The sequence below is a fragment of the Roseateles sp. P5_E4 genome (assembly GCF_054049255.1).
The window spans coordinates 37,346-52,740 of sequence record NZ_JBFUMS010000002.1 but is presented as its reverse complement, the minus strand read 5'-3'; the positions used below and the strand labels follow the sequence as shown (position 1 = coordinate 52,740).

The window sequence follows — 15,395 nt, the reverse complement described above, 5'->3', positions numbered from 1 at the left end:
GAAGAACCGGCCGGCAGGCAATCTAGCACAGGGTCATGAGCGCACTGTTTCCCGTTTTTGCTGAGCACAGCCGCTATGTGCAGCGGGTTCGCCGCCGCTATGCGGCCGAGCTGGCGCTGCTGCAACCGGGCCTGCCCGACCGGGCCGTCATTGCCGCACTGATCGAGACATTGGCCGCGGATCGGTCGTTGGGAAGCGCCTTGCGCGTCGCTCGCCACCTGGTGCTGGAGCGCCTGGCGGTGCTGGACATCGAACAGGGCGCCACTGTGGAAGATGTCACGCTGGCCATGACGCATCTGGCCGAGGTGACGCTGGACAAGGCGCTGGCCGACGCGCGCACCGAGCTGGACGCCATCCACGGCGAGCCGCGCACCGCGGAGGGCGGCGACATCGCCTTCTGGGTGCTGGGCATGGGCAAGCTCGGCGCCCGCGAGCTGAATGTCTCGTCCGACATCGACCTCATCTACGTTTACGAAGACGACGGCCAGACGCAAGGTTCACGGCCGGTCAGTGCCCACGAATACTTCTCCAGCGTGGCCAAACGGCTCTACACGCTGATCGGCGACGTGACCGACGACGGCCAGGTCTTTCGCGTCGACCTGGCGCTGCGCCCCAACGGCAAGAGCGGCCCGCCGGTCGTCAGCCTGGGCATGCTGGAGGAGTATTTCCTCGTGCAGGGCCGCGAGTGGGAGCGCTTTGCCTGGCTGAAGAGCCGCGTTGTCGCGCCGCTGTCGGGCATGGGCGCGCCGGGCGACGCCCGCACCCTGCAGTTGCGCAACCTCGTCACGCCCTTTGTCTACCGCCGCTACCTGGACTACGGCGTCTTCGAAGGCCTGCGCCAGCTGCACGGCAAGATCCGCAGCGAGGCCAAGGCCCGCGCGGCCGGCCGGCCCGAGCGTGCCAACGACGTCAAGCTGTCGCGCGGCGGCATCCGCGAGATCGAGTTCATCGTGCAGCTGCTGCAGGTGGTGCGCGGCGGCCAGTTCCCGGAGATCCGCACCCGCTCCACCGTCAAGGCGCTGGCCCAGCTGGCGGCCGGCGGGCTGATGAAGGCCGAGACGGCGCACAAACTCAGCGAGGCCTATGTCTTCCTGCGCCGCGTCGAGCACCGCATCCAGTTCCTGGACGACCAGCAGACGCACTGCCTGCCGCAGGGCGATGCCGACCTGGCATGGATTGCCGCGTCGCTCGGATTGAAATGTTCGCGCGAGGCCTGCGAGCTGTTTGAAATGCTCGGCGAGGTGCGCGAGCTGGTGGCGACCGAGTTCGACGCGCTGCTGCACGAAGGCGGCAAGCCCAAGGGCGGCTGCAAGGGCGGCCAGTGCGGCGGGCCCAAGCCCGCCGTCGATGGCGAGGACTTCCTGGCCGGCCTGCCGCCGGAGCTGGCCACGGCCGTGCGCGCCCTGGCCGACACGCCACGCGTGCAGGGCCTGCGCGAGGAATCGCGCCAGCGCCTGGCCAAGCTCTTCCACCGCGCAGCGCAAGCCGTGGCGGCCGACGAATGCTCGCTGGACGCGGCGCTGCGCTTTGTCGACTGGGTCGGCCCGCTGCTGCGCCGCGAGAGTTACCTGGCCCTGCTCGTCGAGCGCCCGGCCGTGCAGCAACGCCTGCTGCGCCTCTTGGGCCTGGCGCGCTGGCCCATGCGCTACCTGATGCAGCACCCCGGCGTCATCGACGAACTCGCCGACCCGCTGCTGCTGACCGCCCGCTTCGACCGCGAGGCCTTCATCACCGACCTGCTGGAGCGCGAGCAGGGCTGGGAGCGCAGCGGCGAGGCCGACGAAGAGGCCCTGCTGGACACGCTGCGCCGCGCCCACCATGCGGAAGTCTTTCGCACGCTGGTGCGCGACGTCGAGGGCCGCATCACGGTCGAGCAGGTGGCCGACGACCTCAGCCTGCTTGCCGACGCGGTGCTGCAGATCGCCATTACCTGGGCCTGGGCGCGTTTTGGCAAGGCGCATCGCCCGCAGCCGCGCCTGGCCGTCATCGCCTACGGCAAGCTGGGTGGCAAGGAGCTGGGCTATGGCGGCGACCTGGACGTGGTGTTCGTCTTCGACGACGAGGACGAGAACGCGGCCGAGATCTACGGCGCCTTCGTGCGCCGCCTCATCACCTGGCTGACGCTGCGCACCGCTGCCGGCGAGTTGTTCGACATCGACACCGCCCTGCGGCCCAATGGCAATTCGGGGCTGCTGGTCACGTCGCTGGCGCACTTCGAGGCCTACCAGACCGGCCGGGGCAGCAACACGGCGTGGACCTGGGAACACCAGGCCATCACCCGGGCGCGTTTTTGCGCCGGCAATGCTGAGCTGGCCGATCGCTGCGAGAGCGTGCGCCGCCAGGTGCTGACGGCGCCGCGCGACGCCCAGGCGCTGAAGACCGAGGTGCAGGCCATGCGCGAGAAGGTGCGCGCGGCGCGGCCCGTGAAAGACGGTCTCTTCGACGTCAAGCACAGCGAGGGCGGCATGATGGACGCCGAGTTCGCCGTGCAGTTCCTGGTGCTGGCGCATTCGGCGACGCACCCGCAGTTGCAGGATGACCTCGGCAACATCGCGCTGCTGCGCATTGCGGAGTCAGCCGGTCTGCTGCCGGCCGGCGTGGGTGTCGCAGCGGCCAACGCCTACCGCGAGCTGCGTCGCGTGCAGCACAAGGCGAGGCTGGACGAACAGTCCACGGCGCTGGATGCCGAAGCCGCCGCGCCGCTGGCCGCGCACCGGGACGCCGTGCGCGCGCTATGGCAAGCCGTGTTTGGCTGATGCTGTGCGCGGCGCTGGCCGCGCTGTCCCTGCTGGCCTGGCCGCTGCCGCGCGAGGCGCTGGACTGGCAGCCAGCCCTGGCCGCTGCACAGCCCTGGCGCGCCCTCACGGCCGCCTTTGTCCACTGGACGCCCATTCACCTGGCCGCGAACCTCACCGGCTGTGCCGTCCTCGCCCTGCTGGGTTGGCGCGCAGCACTGGGCTCGGGAGAAGCCCTCGCCGGCCTCGCCGCCCTGCCGCTGACCCAGCTCGGCCTGCTGCTGCGCCCCGAGCTGCGGCACTACGCCGGCCTGTCAGGCGAGCTTCATGCGCTGGTAGCCATCGCGGCGATGGCTTTGCTCACGCGCGGGGGTCGCGAACGCTGGGTTGGCGCCGGCATTGCGCTCGGTCTCGTCAGCAAACTCTTCCTTGAACACCCGCTCGGCCCCGTGCTGCGCGACACGCCGGGATTCGACTTTCCCGTGGCGCCATTTGCTCACCTGACGGGCGCTGTCGCCGGCGCGCTGGCCTGGCGGCTGACAATGCGCCGATCTGACAAATAAAACCTGAGGACGCCCCATGGGACGTGAAGCCAGCTGTACCGCCCGCGTGGGCACCGAGACCGAAGAAGTCGCGGCCCTGCTCGAATCCACCACCGTCGTGCTGCGCGGCGCCATCAAGCGCAAATGGGACATCGCCGCGCTGCAGAACCTGCGCGTCGAAGGCGAGGAGCTGCGCTTCGAAGCCGGCGAAAACGGGGAAGAGGCCGTCGCCCTGGTGCTGGGCGAGAAGGAAGCCGGCAAGTGGTTGAAGAAGCTGCAGACGCCGCCGCCCACGCTGGCCGCCAAGCTCGGCGTCAGCGCCGACAACCCCGCCCTGCTGATCGGCCCCACCGTCGGCACGCTGGACCCGGCCCTGGCCGAGGCCCTGGCCGGCGGCATCACGACCAATCTGCGCGAGGCGCGCATGCTGGTGGCCGTGCTGAGCAACCCGTCCGAACTGCCGCGCATGGCGGAGTTCCATGCCGACATGATCTGCAAGACGGTCTGGGTCGTGCACCCCAAGGGCCCGGAAGCCAGCCCGTCGGACACCGAGGTGCGCCTGGCCATGCGCAACTGGGGCTATGTGGACAACAAGACCAGCGCGGTGTCGGACAAGCTGACGGCGACGCGCTATGTGCTGACCCAGCCGCCCGCCAAGAAGCGCGTGCGCAACAGGTAGCCCGGCGCTAGATGACGTTGGCCTCGATCAGAGGCCGTCCGTCCAGCAGCCGCTGCGGCGTCAATGCATCGATCAAAGGCGCATCCAGGCCCGCGATCAGCCGGGCCATCGAATGGCCTACCGCCGGCGACTGCTGCATGCCGTGGCCCGAGAAGCCGCAGGCCGTGAAGGCATTCGCATAACCCGGCAATCGGCCGGCCAGGCCGTTGTGGTCGAAGGCGTTCATCTCGTAGTAGCCGGCCCAGGCCGAGCGCACGCGCAGCGCCTCGAGCGCCGGCACGCGGGCGGCCAGCGTCGGCCACAACAGTTCATCGAAGAGGCCATGGTCGATGTCGTGCAGCGGCGCTTCGTCGGCGTCGTCCCCGCGCGGCGGGCCACCGGCCAGGATCAATGAACCCTCCGTGCGGAACCAGAAGCCGCTGGGGTCGATGACCAAGGGGCAGCCGGGCAAGGTGGCCGGCGTTTCCAGCACGAAGACATCGCGCTTCTTGGCGCTGACCGGCAGCGTGAAGCCGAGGGCCGCGCCCAGCGGCGCACTCCAGGCGCCGGCCGTGATGACAAAGGCTTCGCCACCCACACGCGAGCCGTCTGAGCAGCGCACCGCGGTGACGTGGTCGCCAGTGGCGTCGAAGCCCACCGCCTCCGCTTCGACAAAGCGCACACCGCAGGCCTTGGCCTTGCGCCGGAAGGCACGATGCAGAGCCGGTCCGTCGAACCAGCCCTCGCCGCTCAGGCCCAGCGATCCGAGCACGATGTCGTCGACGGCCAGCCAGGGGAAGCGCGCAGCAAGCTCGGCCGGGCTCAGCAGCGCGACATCCACGTTCTGGGCACGCTGCAGCGCATGCACCTCGCGCAGCGTCGCGGCACCTGCCTCGGTCGCGAGATACAGATAGCCCGGCTCGACCAGGCCGATGGCCGGCCGGTCATCCGCCGTCGCCAGCTCGTCCGCTGCGCGGCGCAGGAAGTCGATGCTCCATCTGGACAGGGCCATGTTGACGGGCTGCGAGAACTGCTGGCGGATGGAACTCAGCGACAGCGAGCTGGAAGCTTGCGCATAGGAGGCATCGCGCTCGACGACGGTCACCGCCGCGCCATGGTCGCGGGCCAGGAAGCAGGCCGTGGCGGCGCCCATGATTCCCCCGCCAATGATGGTCACCTTGAACATGCTGGCAGCATAGGGGCCATGAGCTCTCCGATCAGCCGCCAGACCCATCTCGATCCCCGCGCCGTTTCATTGCTGCTGTTGTGCTGCTTCCTGTGGGGCATCAACCAGGTGGCCGCCAAGGCCGCACTGACCGAGATCTCGCCGCTCTGGCAGGCGGGGCTGCGCTCGGCTGTGGCGGGCCTGCTGGTGTGGCTGTGGTCGATGTCGCGCGGCATCCGCCTGTTCGAGCGTGACGGCAGCTTGGGCGGCGGCCTGCTGGCCGGCCTGCTGTTTGCGGCCGAGTTCGGCTGCATCTTTGTCGGCTTGCAATACACCAGCGCCTCGCGCATGGTGGTCTTCATCTATCTGGCGCCCTTCGTCGTCGCCCTGGGCATGCCGTGGATCGCGCGCGGCGAGGCGCTGTCGGCGCGGCAGTGGCTGGGTCTGGTGCTGGCCTTCGGCGCCATGGCTTTCGCGTTCGCGGAAGGCTTCTCGGCGCCGGGCACGCCGATGCAATGGTGGGGCGACGCCCTCGGCGTGGCCGCCGCCGTGCTGTGGGGCGGCACGACGCTGGCCATCCGTGCCACCAAGCTGAGTTCGGCGCCGGCCGAGAAGACCCTGCTCTACCAGCTCGGCGTTTCAGCCCTGACGCTGTGCGCCGCGGCTCTGGTCGCCGGCGAACCCCTGCCCCTGCACTGGTCACCGCGCCTGTTGGGTCTGTTCGGCTTCCAGGCCATCATCGTCACCTTTGCCAGCTATCTGGTGTGGTTCTGGCTGATCCGCCATTACGCGGCCACCAAGCTGTCCGTCTTCACCTTGAGCACGCCGCTGTTCGGCCTGCTGGCGGGCGCGTTGCTGCTGGGCGAGGGCATCAGCGCCCGCCTCGTCGCGGCCCTGGCGGCGTTGGCGGTGGGCATCGTGCTGGTGAATCGATAGGGAAATGCTGAGCAAGCCCTTCGCGGCGGGCGCATCCTGGTAACGGGCGCATCGCAGCGTTGCAAATCCTCGCCATAGCCCGAGCTATGGCTGCGGTTTCCGCCTTGCGCTGCATCCCGCTACCAGGCGCGCCCACTCGCGAGGGCCTGCCCAGCACTTCCCGCTGTCGCCACCGCGCTAGAGGCTCGCCGCCGCTCTGCATAGACTGCGGCATTCACCAGGAGACCTCCCCATGATCACCCTCTGCGGCATCCCGCTCTCGAACTACTACAACAAGGTCAAGCTGGCCCTGCTGGAAAAGGACATCCCCTTCAGCGAGGAATACATCAAGACGCATTCCCATGCCGAGGACGTGCTGAGCTGCTCGCCACTGGGCAAGGTGCCCTTCATCAAGACGCCGCATGGCCCGCTGTGCGAGAGCCAGGCCATCGTGGAATACCTGGAGGCGGCCTATCCCGAGACGCCCCGGCTGATCCCCGCCCATCCCTACGAGGCGGCCAAGGTGCGCGAGCTCATCACCTATGTCGAGCTGCACCTGGAGCTGGTCGCGCGCGAGCTGTATGCCGAGGCCTTCTTCGGCGGCGAGGTCAGCGACGGCACCAAGAAGCGCGTGGCCCGCGTGCTGCCCGAGAACATCGCCGCCTTCAAGCGCCTGGCCAGGTTCGGCCCCTATCTGGCCGGTGACAGCTTCACGCTGGCCGACTGCGCCGGCTGGGTCAGCCTGCCATTGGTGGGCATGGCGACCAAGATCATCTATGGCGAAGACCTGCTGCAGGCCGGCGGTGTGGACTGGAAGCCCTATGCCAAGCTGATCGGCGAGCGCCCGCACGCCTTGAAGGTCGCGGCCGATCGCAAGGCCGACCAGGACCGCTCACTGGCGGCCAATCGAGCCTGAACACGCCCCTGCCTTGACCGCCGCGCACATCGAGATCGAACTGAAGTTCCTCGTGCCGGCGTCGTCCCGCGCGGCGCTGGCGGACGAGCTTGGCGCACGCGGCGCAGCGCGGCGCGTCTCGCTGATCGACGCCTATTTCGACACGCCCGACCGGCACCTCGCTCGCGCCGGGCTGGCTTGGCGCATGCGCCGTGAAGGCCGGCGCTGGGTGCAAGGGCTGAAGGCCGCGCGCGGTGGTGCGCTGGAGCGCTTCGAGCACGAGGTCACTCGCCCCGACGCCAGCCCCGACCCGCAAGCCCATGCCGCGACGGCGCCTGGCCAGCAATTGATCGAGTTGCTGGCACAGGCCAAGGCCGAGGGCCAGGATGCACTGGAACGCTTCCAGATCCAGCAGCGCCGCCTGATGCGCCGCGTGCGCACACGCGGCGCTGTCGTCGACATCGCGCTGGACGAGGGCCGGCTGACGGCCGGCGCCGCAGTGCAGAAGTTTCGCGAGATCGAGTTCGAACTGGTGTCGGGCTCGCCGGTGGCAATGCTGGGCCTGGTCGAGCGCTGGCGGCGGCGCTTCGGCCTCGTCTACGACCCGCGCAACAAGGCCGAGCGCGGCCATCACCTCGTGGCCGGGTCGCTCCATCCACCGCTGCGCAAGGCCAAGTCGCCGCGCTACGACCAGGACGCGGGCGCACTGGACGCATTCGGTGCGGTGTTCGATGAATGCCTGGCCCACATCAGCCGCAATCTCATCGGCCTGACCGAGGGCGCCCCCGAGCTGCGCGCCGAGCATGTGCACCAGGCCCGCGTAGGCATCCGCCGCCTGCGCAGCGCGCTGCGGGCCTTCCGAGGCTGGGTGACCGAGCCACCGCGCGGGCTGGTGGACGGCCTGCGCCGGCTGTTCGCCGAACTCGGCAAGGCGCGCGACAGCGATGTGCTGGGCAGCGGCGTCGTCGCCGAACTCAAGCAGGCCGGTGCGCCGCCGCTGGCCCTGCCCGTCGACAGCGCCGCGCACGACATCACCGTACTGATCCGCAGCGACGAGACGCAGCACCAGCTGCTGGCCTGGATCTCGTGGCGCGCCGGCCTTCAGCCCCTCGCCGAGCCGCAGGATGCGCTGCAGCGCCTGGCGCGCAAGCGGCTGCGCCGCTGGCACAAGAGGCTGGTGGACGGCTGCCACCGCTTCGACGAGCTCGAGCCCACGGCCCTGCATGCGCTGCGCAAGCACGCCAAGCGCCAGCGCTATGCGCTCGAGTTCTTCGCTCCGCTGCTGCCGCACAAACGCGCCTCCCGTCATCTGCAGGCCCTGGCCGCGGCCCAGCAGGCGCTGGGTGAGATCAACGACCTCGTTGTCGCGCGCGATCGCTACCAGGCCCTGGTGACCGCCGACCCTGCCGCCTGGTTCGCCGTCGGCTGGCTGACCGCGCGCCTGGCCGAGGCCCGCGAGCGGGCGCGCGACGAGCTGGGCCATCTGGCCGCCGTCGAGCCGCTGCCGCGCTGATGCCGCGGCCGCGGGAGCGCTCGGTCAGCACGCTCTCGCGTCGTCCTACACACAAGAGCCGCAACGCGGCGAAAACTGGGCCTTCGCCACCAAGGAGCCGACCATGATTCGCAAGCTCGGCAGCGGCCAGTACCGCCTTTACTCTCGCAAGCCCGATCCACAGACCGGCAAGCGCAGGAACCTGGGCACGTTTGACACACGCGAACAGGCCGAAAAACACGAGCGCGAGGTGCAGTACTTCAAACGGCACTGACTGCAGGAGAAACCATGGAACCCTTGCAAACTGACGCTGGGAACACCGGCTGGGTCACAGGCTGGATGGTGCTGCGGGTGAAGCAGGAGCTTCCCGGCGATTTCGTCAGCATCCATGCGCACGCCGCCGAGGCGCAAGCCGCGGCCCACCAGCGCGGCCCCGGCCATCAGGTCTTTCACGGCAGGTATCACGCGGCGGGCGGCGAGTTCTTCGTTGACTAGGGCCTGTTAACGCTACGGCAACGGGTCGCGTTGTGGCCAGAAAAGCCGCGAGCAAGGCGCAAAGCGGAGCCGGGTTGSACACCCGGCGAGCATTTGCAACGCYGSRCGCGGCTTTTCYGGCCACAACCCGAAGGGAAGGCCCKCCGYCAGGGGCCACTCGGCGTTGCGCCACTGGCYCGCACSCGAGTGCGGGCGGCGTGCCGCGCCTTGATTGGCCCCTGGCGGCGGGCCTTCGCGACCCCTTGCCGTAGCGTTAACAGGCCCTAGCCCAACAGCGGCGCCAGCGCGCGGCGCGCCTCGGTCTCGTCCAAGCCACAGCGCACGGCCCAGTCGGCGAGCTGATCGTCGCCGATGCGGCCGACATTGAAGTACGCCGCGTCAGGGTGCGCCAGGTAGAAGCCGCTGACGCTGGCCGCTGGCGTCATCGCCATGCTGTCGGTCAGGCCCATGCCGATCTCGTCGGGCGCGAGCACGCGAAACAGGTCGCGCTTGGAGAGGTGGTCGGGGCAGGCCGGATAGCCGGGCGCGGGGCGGATGCCTTCGTACTTCTCGGCCACGAGCTCTGCATTGCTCAGCGCCTCGGCCGGCGCATAGCCCCAGAACTCACGCCTCACACGCTCGTGCAGCCACTCTGCGGCGGCCTCGGCCAGGCGGTCGGCCAGGGCCTTGAGCATGATGGCCGAATAGTCGTCATGGGTGGCGAGGAAGTCCGCCTCCTTCTTGTCGACGCCCAGGCCCGCGGTGACGGCGAACATGCCGACGTGGTCGCCCTCTTCCGCAACAAAATCGGACAGGCAGCGGTTGGGGCGCTTCACTCCTTCGACGACAGGCCTCTCTGACTGCATGCGCAGGCCGTGCCAGACCATGGGCGGTTCGCTGCGAATGGCAATGTCGTCCTCGTTGACGCGCGCGGCCGGGTAGAGGCCGAAGACGGCATGCGCCTGCAGCCAGCGGCCGTCGATGATCTTTTTCAGCATCGCCTGCGCATCGGCAAACACCTTGCGCGCCTCGCTGCCAACGACAGCGTCATCAAGGATGGCCGGATACGGGCCAGCCAGGTCCCAGGTCTGGAAATAAGGGCCCCAGTCGATGTAGCGGGCCAGTTCCGCAAGGTCCAGGTTCTTCAGCACACGACGACCGGTGAACTTCGGGGCGGGCGCGACGCGGCTCAGGTTCAGCACGGCCTTGTTGGCCCGTGCGGCAGCCAGCGTCACCAGCGGCGTCTGCTTCTTGTTGGCATGCAGTTCGCGGGTCTTCTCGATGTCGGCTTTCAGCTCTGCGATATAGGCCGCGGCGCGGTCATCGCTGAGCAGCTCGGTGCACACGCCCACGGCGCGCGACGCATCGGGCACGTAGACCACCGGGCCGTCGTAGTGCGGCGAGATCTTGACGGCCGTGTGCACGCGGCTCGTCGTCGCGCCGCCGATCAGCAGCGGCATGTGGCGCGACGAAAAGTAGTCGTCGCGCTGCATCTCGGCCGCGACGTGCTGCATCTCCTCCAGGCTCGGCGTGATCAGCCCGGACAGGCCGATGATGTCGGCGCCCTCTTCCTTGGCTTTGCGCAGAATGTCCTGGGCCGGCACCATGACGCCCATGTTGACGACCTCGTAGTTGTTGCACTGCAGGACCACCGTGACGATGTTCTTGCCGATGTCGTGCACGTCGCCCTTGACGGTGGCGATGACGATCTTGCCCTTGGGCTTGGCATCGCCGCCGCCTTCGATGAGCAGGCGCTTTTCTTCCTCGATGTAGGGCAGCAGGTGGGCCACGGCCTGCTTCATGACGCGGGCGCTCTTGACAACCTGCGGCAAGAACATCTTGCCCTGGCCGAACAGGTCGCCGACGACATTCATGCCGGCCATCAACGGGCCTTCGATGACGTGCAGCGGCCGGCCGCCCTTGGCCAGAATGGCCTGCCAGGCTTCCTCGGTGTCTTCGGTGATGAAGTCGGTGATGCCATGCACCAGCGCGTGCGACAGCCGCTGGTTCACATCGCCGGCGCGCCAGGCCAGACGGGCCGAATCGTCCTTGCCGGCACTCTTGGCGCGGTCGGCGATCTCGATGAGGCGCTCGCCCGCATCCGCGCGGCGGTTCAGCACAACGTCCTCGACGCGCTCGCGCAACTCGGCATCAAGGTCGTCGTACACGCCCACCATGCCGGCATTGACGATACCCATGTCCATGCCCGCCTGGATGGCGTGGTACAGGAAGACGGTGTGGATGGCCTCGCGCACCGGCTCGTTGCCACGGAAGCTGAAAGACACGTTGGACACGCCGCCTGACACCTTGGCGCCGGGCAGGTTCTGCTTGATCCAGCGCGTGGCTTCGATGAAGTCCACGGCGTAGTTGTCGTGCTCCTCGATGCCGGTCGCGATGGCGAAGATGTTGGGGTCGAAGATGATGTCCTCGGCCGGGAAGCCGACCTCGTCGACCAGGATGCGGTAGGCCCGCTCGCAGATTTCGGTCTTGCGGGCGAAGGTGTCGGCCTGGCCCTTCTCGTCGAAGGCCATCACCACGGCCGCGGCACCGTAGCGGCGCACGAGCTTGGCCTGGCGGCGGAACTCATCCTCGCCTTCCTTCATCGAGATGGAGTTGACGATGCCCTTGCCCTGGATGCACTTGAGGCCAGCCTCGATGACGCTCCACTTGGACGAGTCGATCATGATCGGCACGCGCGCGATCTCGGGCTCACCGGCGATCAGGTTCAGGAAGCGCACCATGGCCGCCTGGCTGTCCAGCATGGCCTCGTCCATGTTGATGTCGATGACCTGGGCGCCGTTCTCGACCTGCTGGCGCGCGACGGCCAGCGCCTTCTCGAACTCCCCCGCCAGGATCATGCGCGCGAAGGCCTTGGAGCCGGTGACGTTGGTGCGCTCGCCGATGTTGACGAACAGGCTGCCGGCATCGATGGCGACGGGCTCGAGGCCAGAGAGCTTCAGTGCAGGAGGCGAAGGGGGCGTGGTCATCGATGGGGCTCAGGCAGAGGATCGATGAGCGCCGTTTTCAGAAATCCGAGCCTGGCAGGCAAGAAAACCCGTCGCAGCGCTCCTCGGATGGCCGGGAATTCTACGCAGCCACCCCTTCGTCCTCGCTCAAGATCGGCTTGCCGAAGCCGAAGGCCGTTGAGAATGCCTCAATCCATGGCCTCTGAACTCATCCCTCTACCGACCCGCACGCTGCGCCTGGGCATGACCCTGCCGTACGACCTGTTCGACGCCAACGGCAAGCTGCTGTTCGCGCGCGGCCAGGTGCTGCGCGACTCGCCGCTGGTGCGCAGCCTCGTCGATGGCGGCGCGTGGGTGAACTCCGCAGACACCATGGAGTACCAGCGCGCGCTGGCCCATCGGCTGGACACCATGGTCATGCAGGACGTGCCGCTGTCCGACATCGTCAAAGCCGACGGCAGTTTCCGGCTCGACACTCTGGCCCCGACCAAGGTGGAACTCGGCCCGCGCGAGGCCTGGTCCAACCTGCTGCTGCACACCCACAGCCTGCTGCGCGAGGCCGATCCGGTTGATTTCACCGCCCGACTGGCCGCGCTGCGCGACACCGCGCTGAAGCGCCTGCACGCCCACCCTGACGCAACCCTGATGCTGCTGATCTTCGAGAGCAGCCAGGAATTCGGCGACTACAGCGCCCGTCACGCGCTGTTGACGCTGCTGCTCTGCGACCTGGTCGCCCAGCAGATGCAACTGGCACCGGAACTGCGCAGCGCGCTGCAGGGCGCCGCGCTGACGATGAACTACGGCGCCGGCCCCGCCCACGACCGCTTGGCCAGCCAGCTCGACGCCGCCACGCCCGCCCAGCGCCAGGCCCTGGCCGCTCACGGCGACCGCGCTGCGCAGCGCCTGGCCCAGGTCGGCGTCGCCGACCCCGTCTGGCTGACCGCCGTGCGCCTCCATCACGAGGCCGGGCCCGGCCCGCTCGGCAGCCGCAGCGATGGCGAGAAGCTGGCCCGACTGCTGCGCCGCATCGACCTCTTCGGCGCGCGCTTGTCGCCCCGCCGCAGCCGCCAGGCCATGAGCGGCGCCGCGGCCGCCCGCGCCGTCTTCCTCGACGAACTCGGCCAGCCTGACGAAGCCGGCGCGGCGCTGATCAAGACCGTGGGCCTGTACCCACCCGGCAGCATCGTGCGCTTGGCCAATGGCGAAGTCGGGCTCGTCTTCAAACGCGGCTTCAGCGCCAATGAGCCTCTCGTCGCTGCATTGATCGGCAAGAGCGGCAGCCCGTTGAGCAACCCCGTGCCACGCGATACGCGACTGGCCGCCCAGGCCATCTCGGCCAGCCTGGCACCGGCGGAATTCAAGCTGCGCGTGAATCTGGAAGCCCTGCTGAAGCTCTAGACGGCGGTTGAATCGACCGGCAAGAGCGGCCCGCGGGCCGCTCTTTTCATTCCGCCGCTTGCATTCGCCGGACTGTGCATATATTCTGTGTATACACATTATGCACAGCAGTCTCTTCATCTCGCAGACCGACGCGAGGCCGATGTACCTCCAGATCGTCGAACAGATCCGCCAGCGCGTTGCCGCCGGGGACTGGCCAGCCGGGCAGGAGCTGCCGTCCATCCGCGCGCTGGCGGCGGATCTGCGCGTCAGCGTCATCACCGTCAAGCGCGCCTACCTGGACCTGGAATCCGAAGGCGTCATCGTCACCCGCCACGGCAAGGGTTCGTTCGTGGCCGACGCGCAAGGCCTGGCCAAGGACATGCGCCTGGCCCAGCTCGATACCCACCTCGCCGCGGCTGGCGAGATTGCCAGGTCGCTGGCCATGCCCGAGCCGGATTTGATCGAACGACTGCGCAACGCGCTGAATCAGGAGCCCGACAAATGAGCGCGAAAGCCATTGAGATGAACGGCGTGCGCAAGGCATTCCGCTTCTTCACGCTGGAGAACGTGTCCCTCGACCTTGAGCAGGGCCAGATCATGGGCCTCGTCGGCCCGAACGGCGCCGGCAAGAGCACCACCATCCGGCTGCTGATGGGCCTGCTGACGGCCGACGCCGGCAGCATCCGACTGCTCGGCCATGACATGCCTCAAGACCAGGCCGCCGCCAAAGCCGATGTCGGTTTCGTCAGCGACGACATGAAGCTGCTGCCGCAGGCGACGCTGGCCTGGCACATGGACTTCGTCGCGTCCCTCTACCCCGGCTGGGACGCAACCTACGCCGCCACGCTGTTGAAGCGCTTCGGCCTGCATGGGGGGCAGATGGCCAAGAGCCTGTCCACGGGCGAACAGGCCAAGGCCCTGCTGCTGCTGGCGCTCGCGCGGCGCCCACGCCTGCTGGTGCTGGACGAGCCCACGTCGGGCATGGACCCGGTGGCCCGCCAGGAATTGCTGACCGAGTTCATGGACGTGCTGCGCGACGACAGCCGCTCCATCCTGTTCTCGTCGCACAACACGCTGGACGTGGAGCGCATTTCCGACCGCATCACCTTCATCGATCGTGGCCGCGTCGTGGCGTCCAACAACAAGGAGGACTTCCTCGAACGCTGGCGCACGCTGCGTTTGCGGCTACCGGACGGTGCGCCCGATTGGCGTCTGCCAGAGATCGTCCACCGTGACGTCGACGGCCCCAACGTCACGCTGACCATCGACGGCTTCAGCGACGACTTCCTCGCCCGCCTCGGCGCGCCGGTGCAGGAGGTGCACCGCATGAGCCTGGAAGAAGTCTTCGTCGCCACCGTCATGCACAGCCGGCAAGCGCAGGAGGCACACCCGTCATGAAGCTGCTCACCCGCAAGCTCGTTGCCAAGGAGCTCTACGTCTACCGCTGGCTGCTCGTCGGCGCCACCGCTGCCGGCTTTGCCGGGCTGCTGACCGCGGCCAGCGGCGAGGTGGGCTTCAACATCGGCTTCATCGTCTGGCTGACGGCGATCATTGCGTTGGGCGTCATGCTGGCGCTGTTCGGCGTCGCCTCCGAGCGCAAGGAGCGCTCGCTGCTTTTCGTGCTGAGCCTGCCGCTGTCGCCAGGCGACTATGTGCGCGCCAAGCTGCTGGGCCTGCTCGCCGGCTTCCTGTTGCCGTGGGCTGGCTTAAGCGCCGGCGCGGTGGCGCTGATCCTCGTCATGCCGGGCATTGCCGACGGGCTGCTGCCCTACGCCGTGCTGCTGTGCGTCTTCCTGCTGCTGAACTTCGCGCTGGTGCTGTGCGCCGCGCTGAACATCAGCTCCGAGGCGGGCATGGGCGGCGTCATCATCCTCACGAACATGTCGGTCTCGCTCTTCATGATGGGCGTCGGCCGCATTCCCGAGGTGGGGCAGTACATGCTCGCCGCCACCCCCGTCTGGAACGGCACGTTCTGGCTGCTCCTCGCCGCTGAAGCGGCGCTCACCGTCCTCGCCCTGTCCCTGCCCCTGTTCACCGCCGCGCGTCGGCGCGACTTCCTGTGAGGAGGCATGAACCAACCCCTCACGCCCGCTCATCCCACCGCAACGCCGCCACTCGGCGTTGCAAATGCTCGCCGTAGCACGGGCTACGGCTCCGCTTTGCGCCTTGATTG

The 15,395-nt window shown here is 68.4% G+C and carries 14 protein-coding genes and 1 riboswitch; of the genes, 12 read left to right on the top strand and 2 right to left on the bottom strand.

Annotation, left to right across the window (positions count from 1 at the left end; genetic code table 11):
• Positions 1-35 precede the first annotated feature (35 nt).
• From glnE to ACXJLH_RS03070, 3 genes are read left to right on the top strand one after another with little or no spacing between them, the layout of a single operon-like run.
• A complete protein-coding gene (gene glnE, locus ACXJLH_RS03080; protein ID WP_457442460.1) occupies positions 36-2,756 on the top strand; it encodes a bifunctional [glutamate--ammonia ligase]-adenylyl-L-tyrosine phosphorylase/[glutamate--ammonia-ligase] adenylyltransferase in 2,721 nt (906 codons plus the stop codon).
• Complete coding sequence (gene rrtA, locus ACXJLH_RS03075; RefSeq protein WP_457442459.1) at positions 2,735-3,298, top strand: rhombosortase; 564 nt, start codon at positions 2,735-2,737, stop codon at positions 3,296-3,298. Before glnE ends, rrtA begins: the two co-directional genes overlap by 22 nt.
• 16 nt (positions 3,299-3,314) lie before the next feature.
• Positions 3,315-3,956 carry a hypothetical protein gene (locus ACXJLH_RS03070; RefSeq protein ID WP_457442458.1) on the top strand — a complete coding sequence of 214 codons (642 nt, stop codon included), beginning with the start codon at positions 3,315-3,317 and terminating at the stop codon, positions 3,954-3,956.
• A 7-nt stretch (positions 3,957-3,963) separates the two neighbouring features.
• Here ACXJLH_RS03070 and ACXJLH_RS03065 read toward each other — a convergent pair whose 3' ends face one another.
• A complete protein-coding gene (locus ACXJLH_RS03065; protein WP_056199846.1) occupies positions 3,964-5,121 on the bottom strand; it encodes an NAD(P)/FAD-dependent oxidoreductase in 1,158 nt (385 codons plus the stop codon).
• A gap of 18 nt (positions 5,122-5,139) precedes the next feature.
• Here ACXJLH_RS03065 and ACXJLH_RS03060 point away from each other — a divergent pair, with 18 nt between their 5' ends.
• From ACXJLH_RS03060 to ACXJLH_RS03040, 5 genes are all read left to right on the top strand, one after another.
• The gene (locus ACXJLH_RS03060) at positions 5,140-6,036 is read left to right on the top strand and encodes a DMT family transporter (protein WP_056199848.1); all 897 of its coding nucleotides are present in this window, start codon (positions 5,140-5,142) and stop codon (positions 6,034-6,036) included.
• 232 nt (positions 6,037-6,268) lie between these two features.
• Positions 6,269-6,931: a glutathione S-transferase gene (locus tag ACXJLH_RS03055; RefSeq protein ID WP_457442457.1), complete on the top strand. Its 663-nt coding sequence runs from the start codon at positions 6,269-6,271 to the stop codon at positions 6,929-6,931.
• Positions 6,932-6,944: 13 nt separating this feature from the next.
• Complete coding sequence (locus tag ACXJLH_RS03050) at positions 6,945-8,423, top strand: CYTH and CHAD domain-containing protein (protein WP_457442456.1); 1,479 nt, start codon at positions 6,945-6,947, stop codon at positions 8,421-8,423.
• Positions 8,424-8,526: 103 nt separating this feature from the next.
• Positions 8,527-8,676: a hypothetical protein gene (locus tag ACXJLH_RS03045; protein ID WP_157256336.1), complete on the top strand. Its 150-nt coding sequence runs from the start codon at positions 8,527-8,529 to the stop codon at positions 8,674-8,676.
• Between the two features lie 14 nt (positions 8,677-8,690).
• Entirely contained in the window at positions 8,691-8,897 is a 207-nt protein-coding gene (locus tag ACXJLH_RS03040; protein WP_056199857.1) for a hypothetical protein, read from the top strand.
• 263 nt (positions 8,898-9,160) lie between these two features.
• Here the strand turns inward: ACXJLH_RS03040 and metH are convergent, their stop codons facing one another.
• A complete protein-coding gene (gene metH / locus ACXJLH_RS03035) occupies positions 9,161-11,863 on the bottom strand; it encodes a methionine synthase (RefSeq protein WP_457442455.1) in 2,703 nt (900 codons plus the stop codon).
• A 19-nt stretch (positions 11,864-11,882) separates the two neighbouring features.
• A riboswitch (S-adenosyl-L-homocysteine riboswitch) is annotated at positions 11,883-11,954 on the bottom strand.
• 83 nt (positions 11,955-12,037) lie between these two features.
• Between metH and ACXJLH_RS03030 the strand changes: the two genes are divergently transcribed.
• The 4 genes from ACXJLH_RS03030 (at position 12,038) to ACXJLH_RS03015 (ending at position 15,285) form a co-directional block, all read left to right on the top strand.
• On the top strand, positions 12,038-13,240 hold the full coding sequence (locus ACXJLH_RS03030; protein WP_457320153.1) for an HD-GYP domain-containing protein: 1,203 nt from the start codon (positions 12,038-12,040) through the stop codon (positions 13,238-13,240).
• Between the two features lie 100 nt (positions 13,241-13,340).
• A complete protein-coding gene (locus tag ACXJLH_RS03025; RefSeq protein WP_457320152.1) occupies positions 13,341-13,727 on the top strand; it encodes a GntR family transcriptional regulator in 387 nt (128 codons plus the stop codon).
• On the top strand, positions 13,724-14,620 hold the full coding sequence (locus tag ACXJLH_RS03020; protein ID WP_457442454.1) for an ABC transporter ATP-binding protein: 897 nt from the start codon (positions 13,724-13,726) through the stop codon (positions 14,618-14,620). The genes ACXJLH_RS03025 and ACXJLH_RS03020 overlap by 4 nt, the downstream gene beginning before the upstream one ends.
• Positions 14,617-15,285, top strand: a complete 669-nt coding sequence (locus tag ACXJLH_RS03015; RefSeq protein ID WP_457442453.1) for a hypothetical protein — start codon at positions 14,617-14,619, stop codon at positions 15,283-15,285. Before ACXJLH_RS03020 ends, ACXJLH_RS03015 begins: the two co-directional genes overlap by 4 nt.
• The last annotated feature ends 110 nt before the right edge of the window (positions 15,286-15,395 follow it).

Coding starts and splice junctions, on each gene's coding strand:
- ACXJLH_RS03040 (WP_056199857.1), top strand. CDS start 8,691: ATGGAACCCTTGCAAACTGACGCTGGGAACACCGGCTGGGTCACAGGC.
- ACXJLH_RS03025 (WP_457320152.1), top strand. CDS start 13,341: ATGCACAGCAGTCTCTTCATCTCGCAGACCGACGCGAGGCCGATGTAC.
- ACXJLH_RS03020 (WP_457442454.1), top strand. CDS start 13,724: ATGAGCGCGAAAGCCATTGAGATGAACGGCGTGCGCAAGGCATTCCGC.
- rrtA (WP_457442459.1), top strand. CDS start 2,735: ATGGCAAGCCGTGTTTGGCTGATGCTGTGCGCGGCGCTGGCCGCGCTG.
- ACXJLH_RS03065 (WP_056199846.1), bottom strand. CDS start 5,121: ATGTTCAAGGTGACCATCATTGGCGGGGGAATCATGGGCGCCGCCACG.
- ACXJLH_RS03045 (WP_157256336.1), top strand. CDS start 8,527: ATGATTCGCAAGCTCGGCAGCGGCCAGTACCGCCTTTACTCTCGCAAG.
- glnE (WP_457442460.1), top strand. CDS start 36: ATGAGCGCACTGTTTCCCGTTTTTGCTGAGCACAGCCGCTATGTGCAG.
- ACXJLH_RS03070 (WP_457442458.1), top strand. CDS start 3,315: ATGGGACGTGAAGCCAGCTGTACCGCCCGCGTGGGCACCGAGACCGAA.
- ACXJLH_RS03055 (WP_457442457.1), top strand. CDS start 6,269: ATGATCACCCTCTGCGGCATCCCGCTCTCGAACTACTACAACAAGGTC.
- ACXJLH_RS03060 (WP_056199848.1), top strand. CDS start 5,140: ATGAGCTCTCCGATCAGCCGCCAGACCCATCTCGATCCCCGCGCCGTT.
- metH (WP_457442455.1), bottom strand. CDS start 11,863: ATGACCACGCCCCCTTCGCCTCCTGCACTGAAGCTCTCTGGCCTCGAG.
- ACXJLH_RS03015 (WP_457442453.1), top strand. CDS start 14,617: ATGAAGCTGCTCACCCGCAAGCTCGTTGCCAAGGAGCTCTACGTCTAC.
- ACXJLH_RS03030 (WP_457320153.1), top strand. CDS start 12,038: ATGGCCTCTGAACTCATCCCTCTACCGACCCGCACGCTGCGCCTGGGC.